The sequence below is a fragment of the Sphingopyxis sp. genome, assembly GCF_036402335.1.
In the GTDB taxonomy this organism is placed as follows: domain Bacteria; phylum Pseudomonadota; class Alphaproteobacteria; order Sphingomonadales; family Sphingomonadaceae; genus Sphingopyxis.
The window spans coordinates 1-17436 of the sequence record NZ_DASWTD010000061.1; the positions used below are offsets into that span (position 1 = coordinate 1).

Genomic DNA, 17436 nt, shown 5'->3' on the forward strand with positions numbered 1-17436 from the left:
TGCAAGGTGCAGCCGCATTGGGGCGTCGTGAACGGCGCGGTACGTGGCGCGCTGGCCGAAATCAGCCTCGCGAGCCTGTCCGTTGCACCGAAAACTCCCTTTCCGATTCCGGCGATGGCCGGCGACGAGATCAGATTATGACCGATAACACCGAACTCCCCGTCAAGGACCAGGCCGCGCACGATGCCGCGGCGAAGGTGGCCGATTATGAGCATGGCTGGTCCTCCGCCATCGAGACCGACTTCGCGCCCAAGGGGCTGACCGAAGACACCGTCCGCTTCATCAGCGCGAAGAAGAACGAGCCCGAATGGATGCTCGACTGGCGACTGAAGGCGTTTCGCCACTGGCAGACGATGGAGACTCCCGACTGGGCGAAGCTCAACGTGCCGCCGATCGACTATCAGGACGCCTATTATTACGCAGCGCCCAAGGCGAAGCCGAAGCTCTCCAGCCTCGACGAGGTCGATCCCGAGATCCTCGAGGTCTACAAGAAGCTCGGCATCCCGATCGAGGAGCAGAAGGTACTCGCCGGGGTCGAGGGCGCGCGCAAGGTCGCGGTCGACGCGGTGTTCGACAGCGTCAGCGTCGCGACGACCTTCCGTGAGGAGTTGAAGCGCGCGGGCGTGATCTTCCTGTCGATCAGCGAGGCGATCCGCGAATATCCCGAGCTGGTGAAGAAGTGGCTCGGCAAGGTCGTGCCGATGCACGACAATTATTTCGCGACCTTGAACTGCGCGGTCTTCTCCGACGGGACGTTCGTTTACGTGCCCGAGGGCGTGCGCTGCCCGATGGAGCTCAGCACCTATTTCCGCATCAACGCCGAGAATACGGGGCAGTTCGAGCGCACGCTGATCGTCGCCGACAAGGGCGCGTACGTCTCTTACCTCGAAGGCTGCACCGCGCCGATGCGCGACGAGAACCAGCTCCACGCCGCGGTCGTCGAACTGGTCGCGCTCGACGATGCCGAGATCAAATATTCGACGGTGCAGAACTGGTACCCCGGCAATGCCGAGGGGCTTGGCGGCATCTATAATTTCGTGACGAAGCGCGCGCTGTGCCAGGGCAAGCGCAGCAAGGTGTCGTGGACGCAGGTCGAAACCGGCTCCGCGATCACATGGAAATATCCGAGCTGCGTGCTCAACGGCGACGACAGCGTCGGCGAATTTTATTCGGTCGCGGTCACCAACAATTTCCAGCAGGCCGACACCGGCACCAAGATGATCCACAATGGCAAGCGCACGCGCTCGACCATCGTTTCGAAGGGGATCAGTGCGGGCAAGTCGAACAACACCTATCGCGGCATCGTGCGGGTGGCGCCGAACGCCGAGGGCGTGCGCAACTTCACCCAGTGCGACAGCCTGCTTCTGGGCAGTAGCTGCGGCGCGCACACCGTCCCCTATATCGAGGTCCGCAACCCGACCGCGACCGTCGAGCATGAAGCGACGACGAGCAAGATCAGCGACGACCAGCTCTTCTACGCGATGCAGCGCGGGCTGGGGCAGGAGGAGGCGGTGGCGCTGATCGTCAATGGCTTTGCCAAGGAAGTGCTGCAGCAACTGCCGATGGAGTTTGCGGTCGAGGCGCAGAAGCTGCTGGGAATCAGCCTTGAGGGGAGCGTGGGGTGACGGCCACCTATCACCTCATGGCGGTAACCGGGCCCGTGCTTGCGCGCGAAGAAGACGCCAACGATTTTCTGTCGGAGGCCTGGGCGAACGACGCGGCATGGCTGGCGGTGCCGCGCGAGCGGCTGGCACCCGATTTCTTCCGCCTGTCGACGCGATTGCTCGGCTCGGTCGCGCAGAAGTTCCAGAATTATAATGTTGGCCTGGCCATCCTCGGCGATTTCGAAAGTGAAGTGGCGGAAAGCGCCGCCTTTCGCGATTTCGTCCGCGAGACCAACCAGCGCCGCGCGCTGTGGTTCGTGGCGAATGAAACCCAGCTTCAGGAAAAGCTGGGTGCGGAGACCGCGGCATGATCTGCACGGTCCGCGATCAGGCAAAGCGGTTGGGCACCCCTCCCCTTCAGGGGAGGGGCCGGGGGTGGGGTCTATCGGCATCCACCATCGAAGAGTTGCAAGCCCGCGCTCGCAAAATGCGGAACAATCCGACCGAACCGGAAAAGCGGCTGTGGCGGCATTTGTCGAATGGGCAGCTCGATGGGTATAAGTTTCGTCGCCAGCAAGTGATCGGACGGTTTATCGCCGATTTCGTTTGCGCTTCCGTCGAGCTGATCGTCGAAGTTGATGGCGATACGCACGAGGAGACTAAAGATCGCGCTCGTGATGCAGCGCTGTCGGAGCATGGGTTTCGCACGATTCATGTCACCAATCATGACGTGATGACCAATATGCACGGTGTGCTCCAGTTTATCGGCGAGACCTTGCGTCAGGCCGATAGACCCCACCCCAACCCCTCCCCTGAAGGGGAGGGGCTTGATGCGGTCGAAGCGGAGAAATTGCTGGGGATCGGCCTTGAGGGGAGCGTGGGGTGATGGCGCACAACGAACGCCTCGCGCTGCTACTTGAGCGAAACAACCGACGCAGAAATAGCGACCAGTTGCGAGACCGGCTGAAGAATTTTGGCGTCCTAGCTAGGCTCGGCAGCGAAGACGACCTGCGACGGATGCAATCATCCGTGACAGATGAGCCGGTGGAACGCCTCTACCCGACCGATTGGTCCAGCGTTCTGGAAAAGTTGCGAGCGCATCTCGGAGGCAACCAAAATCCCGTTATGCTCGCGCCGTATAACAAGGATCAGTTTGGCGTCGTTTTCGTTAACCCGACAGCTCTTTTGGAAGCCTTGAGCCGCAATCCTCTCGTACTCGATATCGATGGTTTTTGGATCGCCGGTTCATTTGGAACGAGTTGCGTGGATTTCGACGAAGCGGACCTCGCTGCTGATATTTGGTGGACCCTCTATCCCCCGATTCAAGAAGAAACGAAAAATGCTCAAAATTGAAAATCTCCACGCCACCGTCGCCGACAAGCCGATCCTGAAGGGCCTGTCGCTCGCCATCAACGCGGGCGAAATCCATGCGATCATGGGCCCCAACGGCGCAGGCAAGTCGACGCTCTCCTATGTCCTCGGCGGGCGGCCGGGCTATGAGGTGACCGACGGGTCGGCGACGTTCGACGGGCAGGACCTGCTCGACATGGACCCGCACGAGCGCGCCGCTGCCGGCCTGTTCCTCGGCTTCCAGTATCCGGTCGAAATTCCCGGCGTGTCGAACGTCCAGTTCCTGCGCGAAAGCCTGAACGCCCAGCGCAAGGCGCGCGGCGAGGAGCCGCTGTCGGGCGGCGATTTCCTGAAGCTCGCGCGCGAGAAGGCGGGGCTGCTCAAGATGGACATGGACATGCTCAAGCGCCCGGTGAACGTCGGCTTTTCGGGCGGCGAGAAGAAGCGCAACGAGATGGTGCAGATGGGCATCCTCGACCCCAAGCTCGCGATCCTCGACGAGACCGACAGCGGCCTCGACATCGACGCGCTGCGCATCGTCGGCGACGGGATCAATGCGATCATGCGGCGCCCCGACAAGGCGGTGCTGCTGATCACCCATTACCAGCGCCTGCTCGACTATGTGCAGCCCGATTTCGTCCACGTCCTCGCGGGCGGACGGATCGTCAAGTCGGGCGGCCCCGAGCTGGCGCGTGAGCTCGAAGAACATGGCTATGCGGAGATCGCGGCGTGATCCTTGCCTTCGCCCTTTTGACGATTGCACAGGCGCCCGAGCCGGTGCCGACCGACGAGGAAATCGTCGTGATCGCGCAGAAGCTGGGAAGCCTTTCGGTCATCGTCGGCCGCGACGCCAAGGGTCGTTACCATTGCGACCTCAGCGAAAGCAGCGGCAACGCACGGCTCGACGCGCAGCTCTGCAAGACGAGCGCGACCTGTGTGAAGAAGGGCGCATCGAACCAGGCCGAAGTGAAGGCCTGCATCGACAAGCGCAAATCGACTTTGCTCGCGGACTTCCGCCGCTTATGGGCGGAGCGCAGGCCATGACTGCCCTCCCTACCCGGCGTGACGAAGCGTGGCGCTATAGCGATATCGATGCGGTGACCGCGGCGTGGCCGCTGCCTGCGCCCGAGAGCATCATTGTGCCGGCGGGCGGCGACTTCAAACGTGCGATTGTGCAGGACGAAGGCGCGATCCGCCAGATCGAGCTGGTGCTCGGCAAGGGCGCAACCGCGTCGCTGCACGTGCTGAATGTCGGCGGGTCCTATGGCCGTATCGAACTTGCGGTGACGCTGCACGAAGGCGCCGACTTCTCCCTCGGCGCGGCACAGATCGGCGGCGGTACGCAGAATCTCGAGATCGTCACCACGGTCACCCACGCCGAACCCGGCGCGACATCGCGGCAGGTCGTGCGATCGGTGCTCGGCGATACCGCCACCGCCACCTATCTCGGCAAGGTCGCCGTCGCGCGCGATGCGCAGCAGACCGACAGCGAGCAGGATGTGAAGGCGATGCTGCTCGACCGCAGCGCAACTGCCAATGCCAAGCCCGAACTCGAAATCTTCGCCGACGATGTCAAATGCGCGCATGGCTGCGCGATCGGCGAGCTCGACGCGATGGCGCTCTATTATCTCCAGTCGCGCGGGCTGCCGCCTGGCGAGGCGAAGAAGCTGATGCTGCAGGCGTTCGTCGCCGGCGTGTTCGATGGCGCCGAGGATGAGGAAAAGCTGCAGGCGCTCGCGCTTGCGAAATTGGGAGAGCTGGTGTGACCAACCTCCCTTCCCCGTTCGCATCGAGCGAAGTCGAGACACCGGGCGTGCGTGCAACGCCGATGGGCATCTCGACTTCGCTCGATGCGAACGGAATTAGGGGTCAGTTCCCCGGCCTGACGCCGGGCTGGCACTATCTCGACACCGCCGCCACCGCGCAGAAGCCGCAGGCGGTGATCGACGCAACCGTGAACGCGATGGGCCGCGACTATGCGACGGTGCACCGCGGCGTCTACGCGCGTTCGGCCGACATGACGCTCGCCTATGAGGCGGCGCGGCGGCGGATCGCGGCATTTATCGGCGCAAAGGAAGAGCAGATCGCCTTCGTGCGCGGCGCGACCGAGGCGATCAACCTTGTCGCTTATTCGCACCCGAAGAAGGGGCGCGTGCTGCTCTCCACGCTCGAGCATCACAGCAATATCGTGCCGTGGCAGCTTGCGGGCTGGCAGGTCGATGTCTGCCCGCTGACGGCGGACGGCTGCATCGATCTCGCCGCCGCCGAAAAGCTGCTGACGAGCGAACATACGATGGTTTCCTTCGCGCATGTCTCGAACGTGCTCGGCAGCCCGCTCGACGTCGCGCGCGCGGCGGAGCTGGCTCACCGTGTCGGTGCCGAGTTGCTGATCGACGGCTGTCAGGCCGTGCCGCGACTGCCGGTCGATGTCGCGGCGCTTGGCTGCGACTATTATGCCTTCTCGGGCCACAAGCTCTATGGCCCCACCGGCATCGGCGTTTTGTGGAGCGACAAGCTCGATACGCTGCCTCCGTGGCAGGGCGGCGGGTCGATGATCGACCGCGTGACCTTTGCGAAGACGACCTATGCCCCCGCGCCGACGCGTTTCGAGGCCGGCACGCCCGCGATTATCGAGGCGATCGGGCTCGCGGCGGCGGTCGACTATGTCGAGGCGATCGGCATCGATGCGATCCACGCGCATGAGTGTGCGCTCGTCGGCACGCTGCGCGAGGCGCTCGCGCGAAAGAACAGCATCACCTTGTTCGGCCCTGAAAACAGTTCCGGAATTGTGAGTTTCGCGATGGCGGGGGTTCATCCGCACGACATCGGCACTATCTTGGACGAAAGCGGGGTCGCGATCCGCGCCGGGCACCATTGCGCACAGCCGTTGATGGAGCATCTGGGCGTCGCCGCGACCGCGCGCGCGAGTTTTGGCGTTTACAGCAATGACGACGATGTGGCGGCGCTGATCGATGGCCTCGCCCGCGTCGAGAGGATTTTCGGATGAGCGAGGACCGGATAATCAAGGTCGAGGAAGTCACGAGCGTCGAAGCACCGCCGAAGGCACGCGTCGAGGATGTCGAGACCGCGCCCGCGAAGCTGGAACGCAAGCGCGACTATCTGGAAGGCTTCCTCGCCGCGAAACCCGCGACGGTCGAGCCCGACGCGGTCGGCGGCGATCTGTACGAGGCCGTGGTGAGCGCGCTCAAGGATATCTTCGACCCCGAAATTCCGGTGAACATCTACGACCTCGGCCTGATCTACAATGTCGAGATCGACGAGGGACATGTGCTCGTCACGATGACGCTGACCACCCCGCACTGCCCCGTCGCAGAGTCGATGCCGGCAGAGGTTGAACTCCGCGTCGGCGCGGTTCCGGGAGTCGGCGATGCCGAGGTCAACCTCGTCTGGGATCCGCCATGGTCGCCGCAGAATATGAGCGACGAAGCGCGCCTCGAACTGGGAATGCTCTGATGACCGAGACGAAAACCCGTGCGCGCCCCGCCGCCGTCGCCCTGACCGCAAACGCCGAGGAACGCATCGCGAAGCTGATGGCATCGGCGCCCGAAGGCGCGATCGGGGTTCGCCTGTCGACGCCGCGCCGCGGCTGCTCGGGGCTCGCCTATTCGGTCGACTATGTCACCGAAGAGGTGAAGTTCGACGAGAAGATCGAAACCCCGGGCGGGGTGTTTTACATCGACGGCGCGTCGGTGCTGTACCTGATCGGCAGCACGATGGACTGGGTCGAGGATGATTTCGCCGCCGGCTTCGTGTTCGAAAATCCGAACGCCAAGGGCGCCTGCGGCTGCGGCGAGAGCTTCACGGTCTAGGCGCTTTTCGACGCGAAATATGCTATGATCCCCGCTTCAGGGGAGCTTTGCCATGACGCGCGCTTTCTATCTGGCCTATGCCGGTATCGCTTACGCGATTTTCCTTGCGGTATTCCTGTATCTTATCGCCTTCACCGGCAACCTGCCCGGCGCACCGCTGACCGTCGATCGCGGTCCGGAGTCGCCGCCGGGGCTTGCCCTTCCCGTAAACCTTGCGCTGATCGCACTGTTCGGATTGCAGCATAGCGTGATGGCGCGGCCCGCGTTCAAGGCGGGCTGGACGCGTCTTGTCCCGCCGCCGATCGAACGCGCGACCTTTGTGATGATGACGAACCTCGTGCTCGTGATCCTGTTCCTCGGGTGGCATCCGATGACGGCGCCGGTCTGGACGGTCGATCATCCGGCGGGCGCCGCCGTGCTGTGGGGGCTGTTCGGGCTCGGCTGGGTGATTGTGCTCGTGAGCACCTTTCTGATCAACCACTTCGAACTGTTCGGGCTGCAGCAGGCGTGGTTCGCATGGCGCGCGCGGAACAACGCAAAGCCGGTTTTACACCAGCCCTTTTTCTACAAGCTAGTCCGGCATCCGCTTTATGCCGGCTTCTTCCTCGCCTTCTGGGCAACCCCCGCGATGACGGCGGGGCACCTGCTGCTCGCGAGCGGCCTGTCGGTCTATATGCTGATCGCGATCCGGCTGGAGGAGCGCAACCTCGTCGATGCGTTCGGCGCCGACTATCTCGCCTATCGCAAGACGACGCCGATGCTTGTTCCCGGCACCCGCGGGCGCGCCTAGCGACAGACCGACCAGCCTGCCCTCCGCGCCGCCATGTCGAGGTGGAAATGGTCGGCATGTGCACGGTTATAGTCAGGCGACAGAACGGTGCTGAACAACCCGCACGATCCGTCGCGGACCGCGTGGAGGAATTCGCTGCGCCTGTCGCCCGGCGCCCAGTCGTTGATCAATGTCATGCGCGTGCCGTCGGCAAGGATGAAAGCCGAGATGTCGATCGCATTGGCGGTCGAATGCTCGCTTTGCGCCTGCCCTCCCGCAATCTTGCGACAATTATAGCTACCGAGATTTTCCAGCGCGACGACCTTCTGCCCGAAATGCCTCTGCGCGAGCGGCTGGACGACGTCGCGGTTCCACAGCGCCATGGCAGCGGTGACCGCGCACCCCGGCGCGGCATTCGCGGGGCGCATCGTCGGCACGAAGCGGTCGCCGGTCAGGATCATGCGCTGGCTCGCACGGCAGGTGCCATTACCGACCGCCGGCCGGCGCAGATATCCGGCCCCCGCGCGATCGAATACGGCGAAGCAGGCGGCATCGTCGCGTGCGAGCGCGACCAGCTTGCTCTCGGTCGCCCAGCCCTGTGGATGCGCAAGTTCGAAGCGCGCGCGCGGAATATGCTCGGGATGCGCGCGCACCCACTGCATGCCGAGGATCGCGCCGATGGTCAGCAACACCGCAACGGCGAACCAGGTCAGATAGGGTCGGAGCATTTTCATATTGGCCGTCTCCGGTGCCGGAAATTACCGCTTGTTGAAAGCGCTTTGCGGCTCGATAGCGTTCCGGGTGGCGAAACGTTCGATCCTGATCGTCGGCGGTGGCACCGCGGGATGGCTGACCGCGGCCTATCTCGCGCGCTTTTTCGACCTGCCACGCAACCCGCGCCTGTCGATCACCTTGCTGGCGTCGGACGAGATCGGCAGCATCGGGGTCGGCGAAGGCGCGTTTCCGACGATCCGGAACACACTGCAGTTCATCGGCATCGACGAGAGCGAGTTCGTGCGGTCGACGTCGGCGACGTTCAAGCAGGGGATCCGCTTCGACGACTGGGTGCGCACACCGCCGCAAGGACAGTCGAGCCATTATCTGCATCCGTTCGAGGCGCCCTATCACGGCGACGGCCATAGCCTCATTTCATACTGGCTGCTGCAAGACGAAAAGACGCGGCGGCCGTTTGCCGAGGCGATGACGATCCAGAACCGCGTCGCCGAGGCGCGGCGCGCGCCGAAACGCCCCGGCGAGGGCGAATTTACCGGGCCGTTGAACTATGCCTATCATTTCGACGCGGCACGGCTCGCCGGGGTCTTGTCGGCGCAAGCATCGATGCTGGGGGTCGAACATCTGCGTGGCACGCTGACCGGCGTCGGTCTCGATTCCCAAAGCGGCGCGATCGACCATGTCGTGACGGCCGAGCATGGGACGCTGGCGGCCGAACTCTACATCGACTGTTCGGGTTTCCGCGCCGAGCTGATCGGCGGCGCGCTGCAATCGCCGTTCAAGGGCGTGAAGCACCAGCTGTTCACCGACCGCGCACTTGCGTGCAAGCTGCCCTATGACCGCCCCGACGTTCCCATCGAAAGCTACACGATCGCCGCCGCGCACGAGGCGGGGTGGACGTGGGACATCGGCCTCGCAGGTGCGCGCGGCATCGGTTGCGTCTATTCGAGCGATCATCTGAGCGACGAGCGCGCGGCCGACATCCTTGCGACCTACACCGGCGGACGCAGCCATGACGTCAATGTCCGGTCGATCCCGTTCGAGGCGGGCTATCGTCCCGCGTCATGGATCAGGAATTGCGTCGCGGTGGGATTGTCGGGCGGCTTCCTCGAGCCGCTTGAATCGACGGGGCTCGTGATGATCGAGACCGCGGCGGCGATGATTGCCGAGATGTTTCCGCTGAACGGACCGGCCGGCGCACCGGCCCGACGCTTCAACGAACTGATGGCGGCGCGCTACGACAACATAATCAATTTCCTGAAGCTCCATTATTGCCTCAGCCAGCGCAGCGAAACCTTCTGGCGTGACAATGGCGATCCGGCATCGATCCCCGACCGGCTCAAGGAACTGCTCGAGGAATGGCGCTATCGCCCGCCGGGGCGCTTCGACTTCATCCTCGACCTCGAAAGCTTCGCCTACTTCAATTATCAGTACATCCTGTACGGCATGGAATATCGTACCGACCTGTCACCGGTCCGCGAGGAATTCCCCGACACGGCCGAGGCCGAGCGCATCTTTGCGCGGATCAAGAGCTTTGGCGACCGCGCCGCGAGCGAACTCCCCGCGCACCGCGCGATGATCGACCAGATCAACGCCGGCGGCGCCTTCGCCTGATCCCGAAAATGGCCCCGCTCCGGCGAGCCGGAGCGGGGAGTCTGGGAGTTCGTCAGGCGGGCTTGGCCGCCAGTTCGCCGTGGGGCTCCGCCTCGTCGGGTCCCTCGGTACCGAGTTGTCCCAGTTCGCCCGTCTCGCGCGCCTTGCGCCCATAGACGATCTCGAACAGCGGCCCCGCCATCACCGTCGTGACGATCGCCATCAGCACCATGATCGCAAAGAGCGTCGGACCGATGATGCCCTTTTGCAGCCCGATGTTGATGATGATGAGTTCCATCAGCCCGCGCGCGTTCATCAATGCGCCGATCCCCATCGCGGTGCGATTGTCCTCGCCCGCGAGCCGCGCCGCGAGCCAGCAGGCGCCGAACTTCGCGGCGATCGAGACGAGCAATATGCCGGTTGCGATGGCGAGCAGCGTCAGGCTGTTCACCGTCGTGAGCTGGGTGTTGAGACCCGAATAGGTGAAGAACATCGGCAACAGGAAGACGACCGTCATCGGCTCGATCTTCTTCCTGATCTCTTCGGTCAAGAGGCCGCGCGGCATGCATGCACCGAGCAGGAAGCCGCCGAACACCGCATGGATACCGACCGCGTCCATGAAGAAGGCCGATATGGCATAGAGCATCAGGACGATGGCGAGCAGCGTGTGGGTGAGTTCGCCCTTTGCCTCGACCGCGCGGCCGAGCGGGATGAGCAGCTTGCGCCCGACGAAGAACATGAAGAGCGCGAAGCTGATCCCGCCGACGATCGCGAGCAGCGCGACGCCGGGCCCGGCACCGAAGGTCGCGAGCACGATCGCGAGCACGCACCACGAAACGGCGTCGTCGAACGCGCCCGCGGTCAATGTCAGCGTCCCGAGCGAGGTGTTGGCAAGCCCGCGTTCGTTGATGATGCGCGCCAGCATCGGGAAGGCGGTCAGGGCGATGCACGCGCCCAGAAAGAGCGTTGCGCCACCTTGTCCCAGTCCCTCGGTGAACAGCCCCGGAATATCGAGCAGGAAGGGCGTAATGAGCGCGGCGAAAAGAAAGGGCGCGACAATGCCGGCGGCCGACACCCCGACCGCGCTTTTCGCCTTCGACTGGAAATGATCGAGGCGCAGCGTCGTGCCGACGAGGAACATGTAGAGGCCGACGCCGAATTGCGCGCCGACATAGAGGATGTTGCGCGTTTCCTTGGGGAATAGCGCGGCCTGAAACTCGGGAAAGAAGAGGCCGAAAAGCGAGGGGCCGAGCACGACGCCCGCGATCATTTCGCCGACCACCTGCGGTTGGCCCATGAACCGGTTCGCCATCCATCCGACGACGCGGCAGACGAGGAGGATCACGGCGATCTGGAGAAAGAAATGGATGCTGTAGTCGCTGGGCGCATAGCTTTGCGCCGCGTCGACCGCCGGGCCATGCGCGCCGAGCACATCGCCGATAGCGCGGACCAATTCATGGAACATATTGGATACCAATTTCCCTCTCCCACCGAGGCGCCACGAATTGAAATTCGTCGCTAATCGCCCGTTCCCGGCATCAGGAGACATGAAAGCCGCACCAGCGCAATGCCGTGCCTGCGATTGGGCGCGCCCGCAGCGTCGATTTCCGGTTCACACATCATTTTTGTTGCGGGGCGGTCACAGTGTAGTAACATACCTACATGTGAACGATCACAATATGCTTTGATTTTAGCATCGGCGAGGGGTGGTCATGAAGCGCGTCACGAGCCGCGAACTCAATCAGGATGTCAGCCGCGCGAAGCGATTCGCGCTCGTCGAACCGGTGTTCGTCACCGACCGCGGGCGCCCCACCCATGTCCTGATCAGCATCGACGCCTGGCGGCAATTGAGCGGCGAGCGCGAGACGATGGCGCAGTTGCTCTCTACGCGGCCCGGCGACATCGCGCTCGACCGCGCGTGTCTGCGCAAGGCACTGGACGGGGGCGGCTGATGTTCCTGCTCGATGCCGAAATCCTCTTCGACCTGCGCCACGCACGAACCGACGGCGACGACGCGGCACTCGCCGGATGGGCGCAGCGCACGTCGCGCCAGTCGATGTTCCTGTCGGCGCTGTCGCTCGTCGAGTTGGAGAATGCCGCCGCACTGGCGGCGAAACAGGGCAAGGCAGCAGGCGCGGCGTGGCGCGACTGGATCGACGGCCAATTGCTGCCCGCGTTCGCAGGGCGTGTCTTGCCGATCGATCTCGCCATCGCGCGACGGCGCGCGACACTGCCGCTCGACCAGGACCGCAATGCCCTGCTCGCCGCAACCGCGCTCGAACATGGGCTGACATTGGTCACCTATCGCGCCGCCACATTCCGCGGCGCGCGGGTCAAGCTGTTCGATCCCAGCCGCGCTGCGCCCGACGCGGACGAAGGCGGCGACTGGCGCGAAGCGACGCGCGAGCGATCGCCGTGGATCCGCAGCCTGTTTATCCGGGGGTGAGGCCAGGTTGCCTCGGTCTGGCCCGGCATAACCATAAATAAGAGGGGCGGCCCGTTAAGGTGCCGCCCCAGTTAGTGGATCCGTCGGGGGAGAGGGAGAGACGGTCCGGAGATTGGTGTGTCAGGGTGCTTGGCGCCCCGCCTTAGCGGGAGGCCATCTTGCTGTCGGCTTCGACTTCCGCGACGCCGGCGATCTTCAGCGCGGCGCGGAACTGCTTGGCGGCGGCACGTTCGTTGCCCGCTTCGCACAGCTTCTTGCCGGTCGAAACAAAGCGCTTGGCGCTCGACTGCTTGGCACCTTCGACGCCGCCGGCGGCGACATGGGCCTGTTCGGCCAGACCGGCGCAACGATAATCGCTGGCCGACTGGGCGTAAGCGGGGCTTGCGGTTGCCATCAGGCCGGTGAATGCGAGCGCCGAAGCGGCGACAATCGCGAAAGCGGCGGGAAAGCGGCGATAAGAGGAGAGCTGATAGGCCATGGGAGAGGTTCCTTTCGTTTCGTTGTGCAACCTTTATAGGTGCGCTTGCGCACTTAGATAATCCTCTATAATCTGCAAGTGCCTTGAAGCAGGATTTAACAATCCCCCATGGGGTGCTCGACGGGATCGAAGCTTTCCTGCGTGTCGCGGAAAGGCGGAGCTTTTCCGCCGCAGCGGCCGACCTTGGCGTCTCGCCCTCGGCGATCAGCCAGACGATCAAGGGCCTCGAAGCCCGTGTCGGCGCACCATTGTTCATGCGCACCACCCGCAGCGTCGGCCTGACCCAGGCGGGCGAGATGTTCCTCGAGCGCGCCGCGCCTGCCTATGCCGGGCTTGGCGACGCCTATGAAGCCGCGCGCAACCTCGGCAACCGGCCCGCGGGCCGGCTGCGTATCAACCTGATGCGCGGCGCGGTACAGCCTTTGTTCGAACCGATCATCGCGGGCTTTTGCGAAACCTATCCCGATATCGAACTCGAAATCTATGCCGAGGACGCGCTTGCCGATCTCAGCGCCGGCGGTTTCGACGCCGGCGTGCGGATGGGCGAATCGCTCGACGCCGATGTGATCGCCGTTCGCCTGACCGGGCCCTTTCGTTTCGTCGCGGTCGCCACCCCGGGCTATCTGGCGAAGCACGGCCGGCCGGAGAATCCCGACGAACTGCGCAATCATCGCTGCGTGCGCATGCGGATGGGAAGCGGCGCGCTGATGCCCTGGACATTCGAGAAGGGAAATCGCGAAATCGAGGTCGGGGTGACCGGGCCGGTGATCGTCAACGACTTCACCGCGATGATGGTCGCGGTGCGCGCCGGGGTCGCGATGGGCATGACCGCCGAGCCGGTGGTCAAGGCACAGGTCGCCGCGGGCGAGCTCGAACTCGTGCTCGCCGACCAGGCGTGCTCGACCTCGGGGCTGTTCCTCTATTACCCCAGCCGCAAGCAGGTGATGCCGAAACTCCGCGCATTCATTGATTATGTGCGCGATTATCTGCCCGACGACGTCACCGGCTGACCCCGATCGGCGCGGTTCGACTGGGGGTTCGGCTGGGCGCGGAAACAAATCCCTTGGCCGCCAGCAGAAAAATTGGGCTGGCGCGGAGAGCGGAATCCCGGCAGCAGGTTGTCAATCAAAAGGGTTGGGATGAAACATGACTGAACTTGCGGCCATCGACTTTACCGCGCTCCTGCCGTTCATCCTGATCGGCTTTGCCGCGCAACTCGTCGACGGCGCGCTGGGCATGGCCTTCGGCGTCATTTGCAACACCTTGCTCGTCGCGGTGCTGGGCGTCCCGCCCGCGATCGCCTCGGCGCGCATCCATGTCGTCGAGATATTCACGACCGGCGCATCGGGATTGAGCCATCTGTTCCATCGCAACATAGACTGGCCGCTGTTTTTCCGGCTGCTGATCCCCGGTGTGGTCGGCGGGGTGCTTGGTGCCTATGTGCTCACCTCGCTCCACGCCGACGTGGTGAAGCCCTTCGTGCTCGGCTATCTGGTGCTGATCGGCGTGTGGTTGCTCGTCCGCGGCCTCCTCTATCCGCCCAAGATCGCCAAACCCAAGGTCGTGGCCCCGCTCGCGGTGGTCGGCGGTTTCCTCGATGCCGCCGGCGGGGGCGGCTGGGGACCGGTCGTCACGTCCAACCTGCTCGTCCAGGGCGGCGAGCCGCGCAAGGTCGTCGGTACGGTCAACAGCGTTGAATTTTTCCTCGCCGTGTCGGTCTCGATCGCCTTCATCTGGAATCTCGGCTTCGAAGAGATTCTGGGCCCGACGCTCGGGCTGATCATCGGCGGCGTCGCGGCGGCCCCGCTCGGCGCGATGATGGCCAAGCGTTTTTCGCCCAAGGTCATGCTCGTCCTGGTCGGTGTCGTGTTGACCGCAACCAGCGCCTTCGGCCTCTATCGCGCGCTGATTTGATAGCCTGGACGGCGCGTTTCGACCGGAAGCAGACATGCTGCTGCTCCCTAAAATCCAAATCCACCCTGAACCGCCATCCGCGGCTGACGCTCAGGCGGCTACCCGAACCGGCCACGGGTCATCGTCATTGGCGGCCGGCTTGCGCGCGTCGGGGCGGGACAGTCGGTTTCGGCGTGCGCGAAGACGCCGGAATGGCGCCAGCAACGCGTCCATCCGCACCGCGAGCAAGGCCTTCATCGAGCGGAAGCGCGCGAAGGTCGACAGCGCCCATGTCGCGATCATCGCATCGACATAGGCGGTCATGTCCCATGCCAGCGCCACCGCGAGTTCGGCCGGCAGCACGGCGGCATAGGCCTGGATGGCGAACAGGCCGACGACGAGGAACAGGATATGCTTGCGTTCGAGCCGTCCGAAGAGGGCGATCGGTTCCTCGACCGTCGTGCGGTGGAGCCAGCGCGCCGCCACAGTGTCGCCCGCGAACAGCATGACGGCGAGCAGACCCGCCAGAAACAGCGCAAAAACCATCTTCGCCCCTCCCGTCCCCAAAGTCGGGAGATAGGTCGCGCCGCCGTGCAAACAAGCGGCGCGCCGGGATTCAGGTCACAGCGGAACGAAGCTCACCGTCAGCCCGTCCTTCGGCCGCGGGATCGGGAGCACCTGCCATTCGGGCGCATAGCCATCGGCGACAGTGATGCGGTGCGTCGTGATGACATGATGGAAGAAGATTTTGGCCTGCATGTATGCAAAGTGCAGACCGAGGCACATGTGCGCACCGCCGCCGAACGGGACCCACGCATATTTGTGGCGCTCGCGCGCAACTTCCGGCGAAAAGCGCATCGGGTCAAACCGCTCGGGCTCGGGCCAATGTTCCGCCATCATATGCGTATAGGCGGGGCTGACGCCGACCGACGTCCCCGCGGGGATGCGATAGCCGCCATATTCGAAATCCTTGAGTGCGCGGCGCGGGAAGCTCGGCACCGGGGGAACCAGCCGCAGCGCCTCCTTGAACGCCCATTCGGTCATTTCGAGCTGGCCGAGGCTGTTGTGCCCGACCCCCTCGCCCGCCGGGGCCACCGCCAGCATCTCCTCGCGCAGCTTGTCCTGCCATTCGGGGTGGCGCGCGAGTTCCCAGACGAGCGTCGTGATCGAGCTGGTGATCGTGTCGTGTGCCGCCATCATCAGGAAGTTCATATGGTCGACGATCGCCTCGACGCTCATATAATTGCCATCGTCGTCGCGCGTGCGGCAGATTTGGCTGAACATGTCCTCGCCCGTCCCCTCGCGGCGCTCGGGCACCATCTTGCCGAAATAGTCGACCAGAAAGGCGCGGCCCTTCGCGCCGCGGCCCATCGCGGTGAAGGGCAGCGGCACGCGAACGACGCCGATCGATGCCTGCACCATGTCGACGAACGCCTTGTTCACCTTGTCCGCCTCGGGACCCCAAGGAATCCCGAGAAAGCTGGTCGCGGCGAGGTCGAGCGTCAGTTCCTTGATCGCGGGATAGAATTTGAAGGTCTTGCCGCCCCATTGGCCGATACGGTCACGGATGCCTTCGTTCAGCGAATCGGCATAGTGGCGCATCGGCTCGGGCTTGAACGCGACCGACAATATCTTGCGGTCGGCGCGGTGCTTTTCGAAATCCATCAGCATCAGCCCGCGCGGGAACAGCAGGTTGAGTACCGGACCCCAGCCCTGTTCGGACGAAAATATCTTCTCGCGGTCGAACATGACAAGTTCGTTCGCCTCGGGCCCGTGGAGCGCGACGCTGCGCCCGCCGAAGCTGTTGTTGCGATAGACGCGGCCATATTTGGCGACCATCCGGTCGGTGAAGCCGCGATAGTCGCCGAGCTGTTCGAGCGTGTTGCCGAGAATGGGCATGCCATCCTCGCCCGGAATATGATCGAGCACCCGTTCGGGGTTGCGCGGCAGCCAGTGCTGCGTTTCGGGGCCGAAGCGCTTTTCGGACCATTGGATATTCGTGGGCGCGTTCATCGGGTCACATCCTCGTCCATCTTGCCTGATACCCGGCGTAACGCACTACTGACACTGATGCAAGTAAGCCCTTGGGCGGCGCGGGACACTATTCACCGCAAATTCAACTCGACTCGGGCAATTTGCGATCCAAGATGACGGGTCGCATCCGTTGCACCCAAAAGGATAAAGCTATGGCGAAGAGTTTGAAGCGCCCCCTGTCCATCGCCCTCGGCGCCCTCGCGACGACGACGCTCGGCGGCTGCTATTATGGCGACGTCTATGGATCGAGCTATGCGTCAGGCGGCGATTGCGCCGCGCGCTATGGCGACGCTTATTACGACGGCGACGGCTATGCGTACGACGACGGCTATGGCTACGACTGCTATGACGGCGCCGACTATGGCAGCGGTTTCGCGCAGATCGGCTTCGGCGGCGGCTGGTACGACGATTATTATTACCCCGGCTACGGCATGTGGATGTTCGACAATTACCGCAACCGCTACCCGCTCCGCGGCCAGTACCTCAACTATTGGGGCGGACGGCGCGCGTGGTGGAAACATCATGGCGGGCGCGGCGACTGGAAACCGGGGCGCCCCGGCGGATGGGGCCGCGGCGACCGCGACCATGACGGACCGCACGGCACGCGGCCCGGACGCGGCCCCGGCAACCCCGGCACGCCCCCTGCCACCGGCAACCCCGGACGCCCCGACGGCACGCCCGGGCGGCCAGGCCGCCCCGGCGGCTGG

22 protein-coding genes are annotated in these 17436 nt (G+C 64.1%); 17 read left to right on the plus strand and 5 right to left on the minus strand.

Annotated elements, in window-relative coordinates:
• The first annotated feature begins 137 nt into the window (after positions 1 to 137).
• The 11 genes from sufB to mddA all read left to right on the plus strand — a co-directional run bounded on the left by sufB (position 138) and on the right by mddA (position 7574).
• Positions 138 to 1625 carry a Fe-S cluster assembly protein SufB gene (sufB, locus tag VGD20_RS01790; RefSeq protein WP_331132814.1) on the plus strand — a complete coding sequence of 496 codons (1488 nt, stop codon included), beginning with the start codon at positions 138 to 140 and terminating at the stop codon, positions 1623 to 1625.
• Positions 1622 to 1975: a DUF4180 domain-containing protein gene (locus VGD20_RS01795; RefSeq protein WP_331132815.1), complete on the plus strand. Its 354-nt coding sequence runs from the start codon at positions 1622 to 1624 to the stop codon at positions 1973 to 1975. The genes sufB and VGD20_RS01795 overlap by 4 nt, the downstream gene beginning before the upstream one ends.
• A gap of 95 nt (positions 1976 to 2070) precedes the next feature.
• The gene (locus VGD20_RS01800; RefSeq protein ID WP_331132834.1) at positions 2071 to 2490 is read left to right on the plus strand and encodes an endonuclease domain-containing protein; all 420 of its coding nucleotides are present in this window, start codon (positions 2071 to 2073) and stop codon (positions 2488 to 2490) included.
• The gene (locus tag VGD20_RS01805; protein ID WP_331132816.1) at positions 2490 to 2957 is read left to right on the plus strand and encodes a hypothetical protein; all 468 of its coding nucleotides are present in this window, start codon (positions 2490 to 2492) and stop codon (positions 2955 to 2957) included. Before VGD20_RS01800 ends, VGD20_RS01805 begins: the two co-directional genes overlap by 1 nt.
• Complete coding sequence (gene sufC, locus VGD20_RS01810) at positions 2944 to 3687, plus strand: Fe-S cluster assembly ATPase SufC (RefSeq protein WP_331132817.1); 744 nt, start codon at positions 2944 to 2946, stop codon at positions 3685 to 3687. Before VGD20_RS01805 ends, sufC begins: the two co-directional genes overlap by 14 nt.
• A complete protein-coding gene (locus VGD20_RS01815) occupies positions 3684 to 3998 on the plus strand; it encodes a hypothetical protein (RefSeq protein WP_331132818.1) in 315 nt (104 codons plus the stop codon). The genes sufC and VGD20_RS01815 overlap by 4 nt, the downstream gene beginning before the upstream one ends.
• Entirely contained in the window at positions 3995 to 4720 is a 726-nt protein-coding gene (locus tag VGD20_RS01820) for a SufD family Fe-S cluster assembly protein (RefSeq protein WP_331132819.1), read from the plus strand. Before VGD20_RS01815 ends, VGD20_RS01820 begins: the two co-directional genes overlap by 4 nt.
• 62 nt (positions 4721 to 4782) lie before the next feature.
• Positions 4783 to 5961, plus strand: a complete 1179-nt coding sequence (locus VGD20_RS01825) for a cysteine desulfurase (RefSeq protein WP_331132835.1) — start codon at positions 4783 to 4785, stop codon at positions 5959 to 5961.
• Positions 5958 to 6428: an SUF system Fe-S cluster assembly protein gene (locus VGD20_RS01830; RefSeq protein ID WP_331132820.1), complete on the plus strand. Its 471-nt coding sequence runs from the start codon at positions 5958 to 5960 to the stop codon at positions 6426 to 6428. Before VGD20_RS01825 ends, VGD20_RS01830 begins: the two co-directional genes overlap by 4 nt.
• Complete coding sequence (locus VGD20_RS01835) at positions 6428 to 6784, plus strand: iron-sulfur cluster assembly accessory protein (protein WP_331132821.1); 357 nt, start codon at positions 6428 to 6430, stop codon at positions 6782 to 6784. Before VGD20_RS01830 ends, VGD20_RS01835 begins: the two co-directional genes overlap by 1 nt.
• A gap of 52 nt (positions 6785 to 6836) precedes the next feature.
• Positions 6837 to 7574, plus strand: a complete 738-nt coding sequence (mddA, locus tag VGD20_RS01840) for a methanethiol S-methyltransferase (protein WP_331132822.1) — start codon at positions 6837 to 6839, stop codon at positions 7572 to 7574.
• On the opposite strand, the gene VGD20_RS01845 is transcribed toward mddA, so the two are convergent.
• Positions 7571 to 8281: an extensin family protein gene (locus VGD20_RS01845; protein WP_331132823.1), complete on the minus strand. Its 711-nt coding sequence runs from the start codon at positions 8279 to 8281 to the stop codon at positions 7571 to 7573. The genes mddA and VGD20_RS01845 overlap by 4 nt on opposite strands.
• Before the next feature lie 73 nt (positions 8282 to 8354).
• Between VGD20_RS01845 and VGD20_RS01850 the strand changes: the two genes are divergently transcribed.
• Positions 8355 to 9899 (plus strand): tryptophan halogenase family protein, encoded by a 1545-nt coding sequence (locus VGD20_RS01850; RefSeq protein ID WP_331132824.1) that lies wholly within the window; start codon positions 8355 to 8357, stop codon positions 9897 to 9899.
• A 52-nt stretch (positions 9900 to 9951) separates the two neighbouring features.
• On the opposite strand, the gene VGD20_RS01855 is transcribed toward VGD20_RS01850, so the two are convergent.
• Positions 9952 to 11343 (minus strand): cation:proton antiporter, encoded by a 1392-nt coding sequence (locus VGD20_RS01855; protein WP_331132825.1) that lies wholly within the window; start codon positions 11341 to 11343, stop codon positions 9952 to 9954.
• A gap of 247 nt (positions 11344 to 11590) precedes the next feature.
• Between VGD20_RS01855 and VGD20_RS01860 the strand changes: the two genes are divergently transcribed.
• Together VGD20_RS01860 and VGD20_RS01865 are read left to right on the plus strand one after the other, a co-directional pair.
• A complete protein-coding gene (locus tag VGD20_RS01860) occupies positions 11591 to 11830 on the plus strand; it encodes a type II toxin-antitoxin system prevent-host-death family antitoxin (RefSeq protein WP_331132826.1) in 240 nt (79 codons plus the stop codon).
• Positions 11830 to 12324, plus strand: a complete 495-nt coding sequence (locus VGD20_RS01865; protein WP_331132827.1) for a PIN domain-containing protein — start codon at positions 11830 to 11832, stop codon at positions 12322 to 12324. The genes VGD20_RS01860 and VGD20_RS01865 overlap by 1 nt, the downstream gene beginning before the upstream one ends.
• 142 nt (positions 12325 to 12466) lie before the next feature.
• Here the strand turns inward: VGD20_RS01865 and VGD20_RS01870 are convergent, their stop codons facing one another.
• On the minus strand, positions 12467 to 12802 hold the full coding sequence (locus tag VGD20_RS01870; RefSeq protein ID WP_331132828.1) for a hypothetical protein: 336 nt from the start codon (positions 12800 to 12802) through the stop codon (positions 12467 to 12469).
• A 113-nt stretch (positions 12803 to 12915) separates the two neighbouring features.
• Between VGD20_RS01870 and VGD20_RS01875 the strand changes: the two genes are divergently transcribed.
• Together VGD20_RS01875 and VGD20_RS01880 are read left to right on the plus strand one after the other, a co-directional pair.
• Positions 12916 to 13812: a LysR family transcriptional regulator gene (locus VGD20_RS01875; protein ID WP_331132829.1), complete on the plus strand. Its 897-nt coding sequence runs from the start codon at positions 12916 to 12918 to the stop codon at positions 13810 to 13812.
• 136 nt (positions 13813 to 13948) lie between these two features.
• Entirely contained in the window at positions 13949 to 14716 is a 768-nt protein-coding gene (locus VGD20_RS01880) for a sulfite exporter TauE/SafE family protein (protein WP_331132830.1), read from the plus strand.
• Between the two features lie 90 nt (positions 14717 to 14806).
• Here the strand turns inward: VGD20_RS01880 and VGD20_RS01885 are convergent, their stop codons facing one another.
• On the minus strand, positions 14807 to 15241 hold the full coding sequence (locus tag VGD20_RS01885; protein WP_331132831.1) for a hypothetical protein: 435 nt from the start codon (positions 15239 to 15241) through the stop codon (positions 14807 to 14809).
• A gap of 75 nt (positions 15242 to 15316) precedes the next feature.
• Positions 15317 to 16708 carry a cytochrome P450 gene (locus VGD20_RS01890; protein ID WP_331132832.1) on the minus strand — a complete coding sequence of 464 codons (1392 nt, stop codon included), beginning with the start codon at positions 16706 to 16708 and terminating at the stop codon, positions 15317 to 15319.
• 173 nt (positions 16709 to 16881) lie between these two features.
• On the opposite strand from VGD20_RS01890, the gene VGD20_RS01895 reads away from it, so the two are divergent.
• Positions 16882 to 17436: hypothetical protein (locus VGD20_RS01895; protein WP_331132833.1), on the plus strand; the 555-nt coding region annotated here is incomplete at its 3' end.

Bases quoted from the DNA above. Each gene is read 5' to 3' on its own strand.
- sufB (WP_331132814.1), top strand. From the start codon at position 138: ATGACCGATAACACCGAACTCCCCGTCAAGGACCAGGCCGCGCACGAT.
- VGD20_RS01805 (WP_331132816.1), top strand. From the start codon at position 2,490: ATGGCGCACAACGAACGCCTCGCGCTGCTACTTGAGCGAAACAACCGA.
- sufC (WP_331132817.1), top strand. From the start codon at position 2,944: ATGCTCAAAATTGAAAATCTCCACGCCACCGTCGCCGACAAGCCGATC.
- VGD20_RS01820 (WP_331132819.1), top strand. From the start codon at position 3,995: ATGACTGCCCTCCCTACCCGGCGTGACGAAGCGTGGCGCTATAGCGAT.
- VGD20_RS01825 (WP_331132835.1), top strand. From the start codon at position 4,783: ATGGGCATCTCGACTTCGCTCGATGCGAACGGAATTAGGGGTCAGTTC.
- VGD20_RS01830 (WP_331132820.1), top strand. From the start codon at position 5,958: ATGAGCGAGGACCGGATAATCAAGGTCGAGGAAGTCACGAGCGTCGAA.
- VGD20_RS01835 (WP_331132821.1), top strand. From the start codon at position 6,428: ATGACCGAGACGAAAACCCGTGCGCGCCCCGCCGCCGTCGCCCTGACC.
- mddA (WP_331132822.1), top strand. From the start codon at position 6,837: ATGACGCGCGCTTTCTATCTGGCCTATGCCGGTATCGCTTACGCGATT.
- VGD20_RS01845 (WP_331132823.1), bottom strand. From the start codon at position 8,281: ATGCTCCGACCCTATCTGACCTGGTTCGCCGTTGCGGTGTTGCTGACC.
- VGD20_RS01855 (WP_331132825.1), bottom strand. From the start codon at position 11,343: ATGTTCCATGAATTGGTCCGCGCTATCGGCGATGTGCTCGGCGCGCAT.
- VGD20_RS01860 (WP_331132826.1), top strand. From the start codon at position 11,591: ATGAAGCGCGTCACGAGCCGCGAACTCAATCAGGATGTCAGCCGCGCG.
- VGD20_RS01865 (WP_331132827.1), top strand. From the start codon at position 11,830: ATGTTCCTGCTCGATGCCGAAATCCTCTTCGACCTGCGCCACGCACGA.
- VGD20_RS01870 (WP_331132828.1), bottom strand. From the start codon at position 12,802: ATGGCCTATCAGCTCTCCTCTTATCGCCGCTTTCCCGCCGCTTTCGCG.
- VGD20_RS01880 (WP_331132830.1), top strand. From the start codon at position 13,949: ATGACTGAACTTGCGGCCATCGACTTTACCGCGCTCCTGCCGTTCATC.
- VGD20_RS01885 (WP_331132831.1), bottom strand. From the start codon at position 15,241: ATGGTTTTTGCGCTGTTTCTGGCGGGTCTGCTCGCCGTCATGCTGTTC.
- VGD20_RS01890 (WP_331132832.1), bottom strand. From the start codon at position 16,708: ATGAACGCGCCCACGAATATCCAATGGTCCGAAAAGCGCTTCGGCCCC.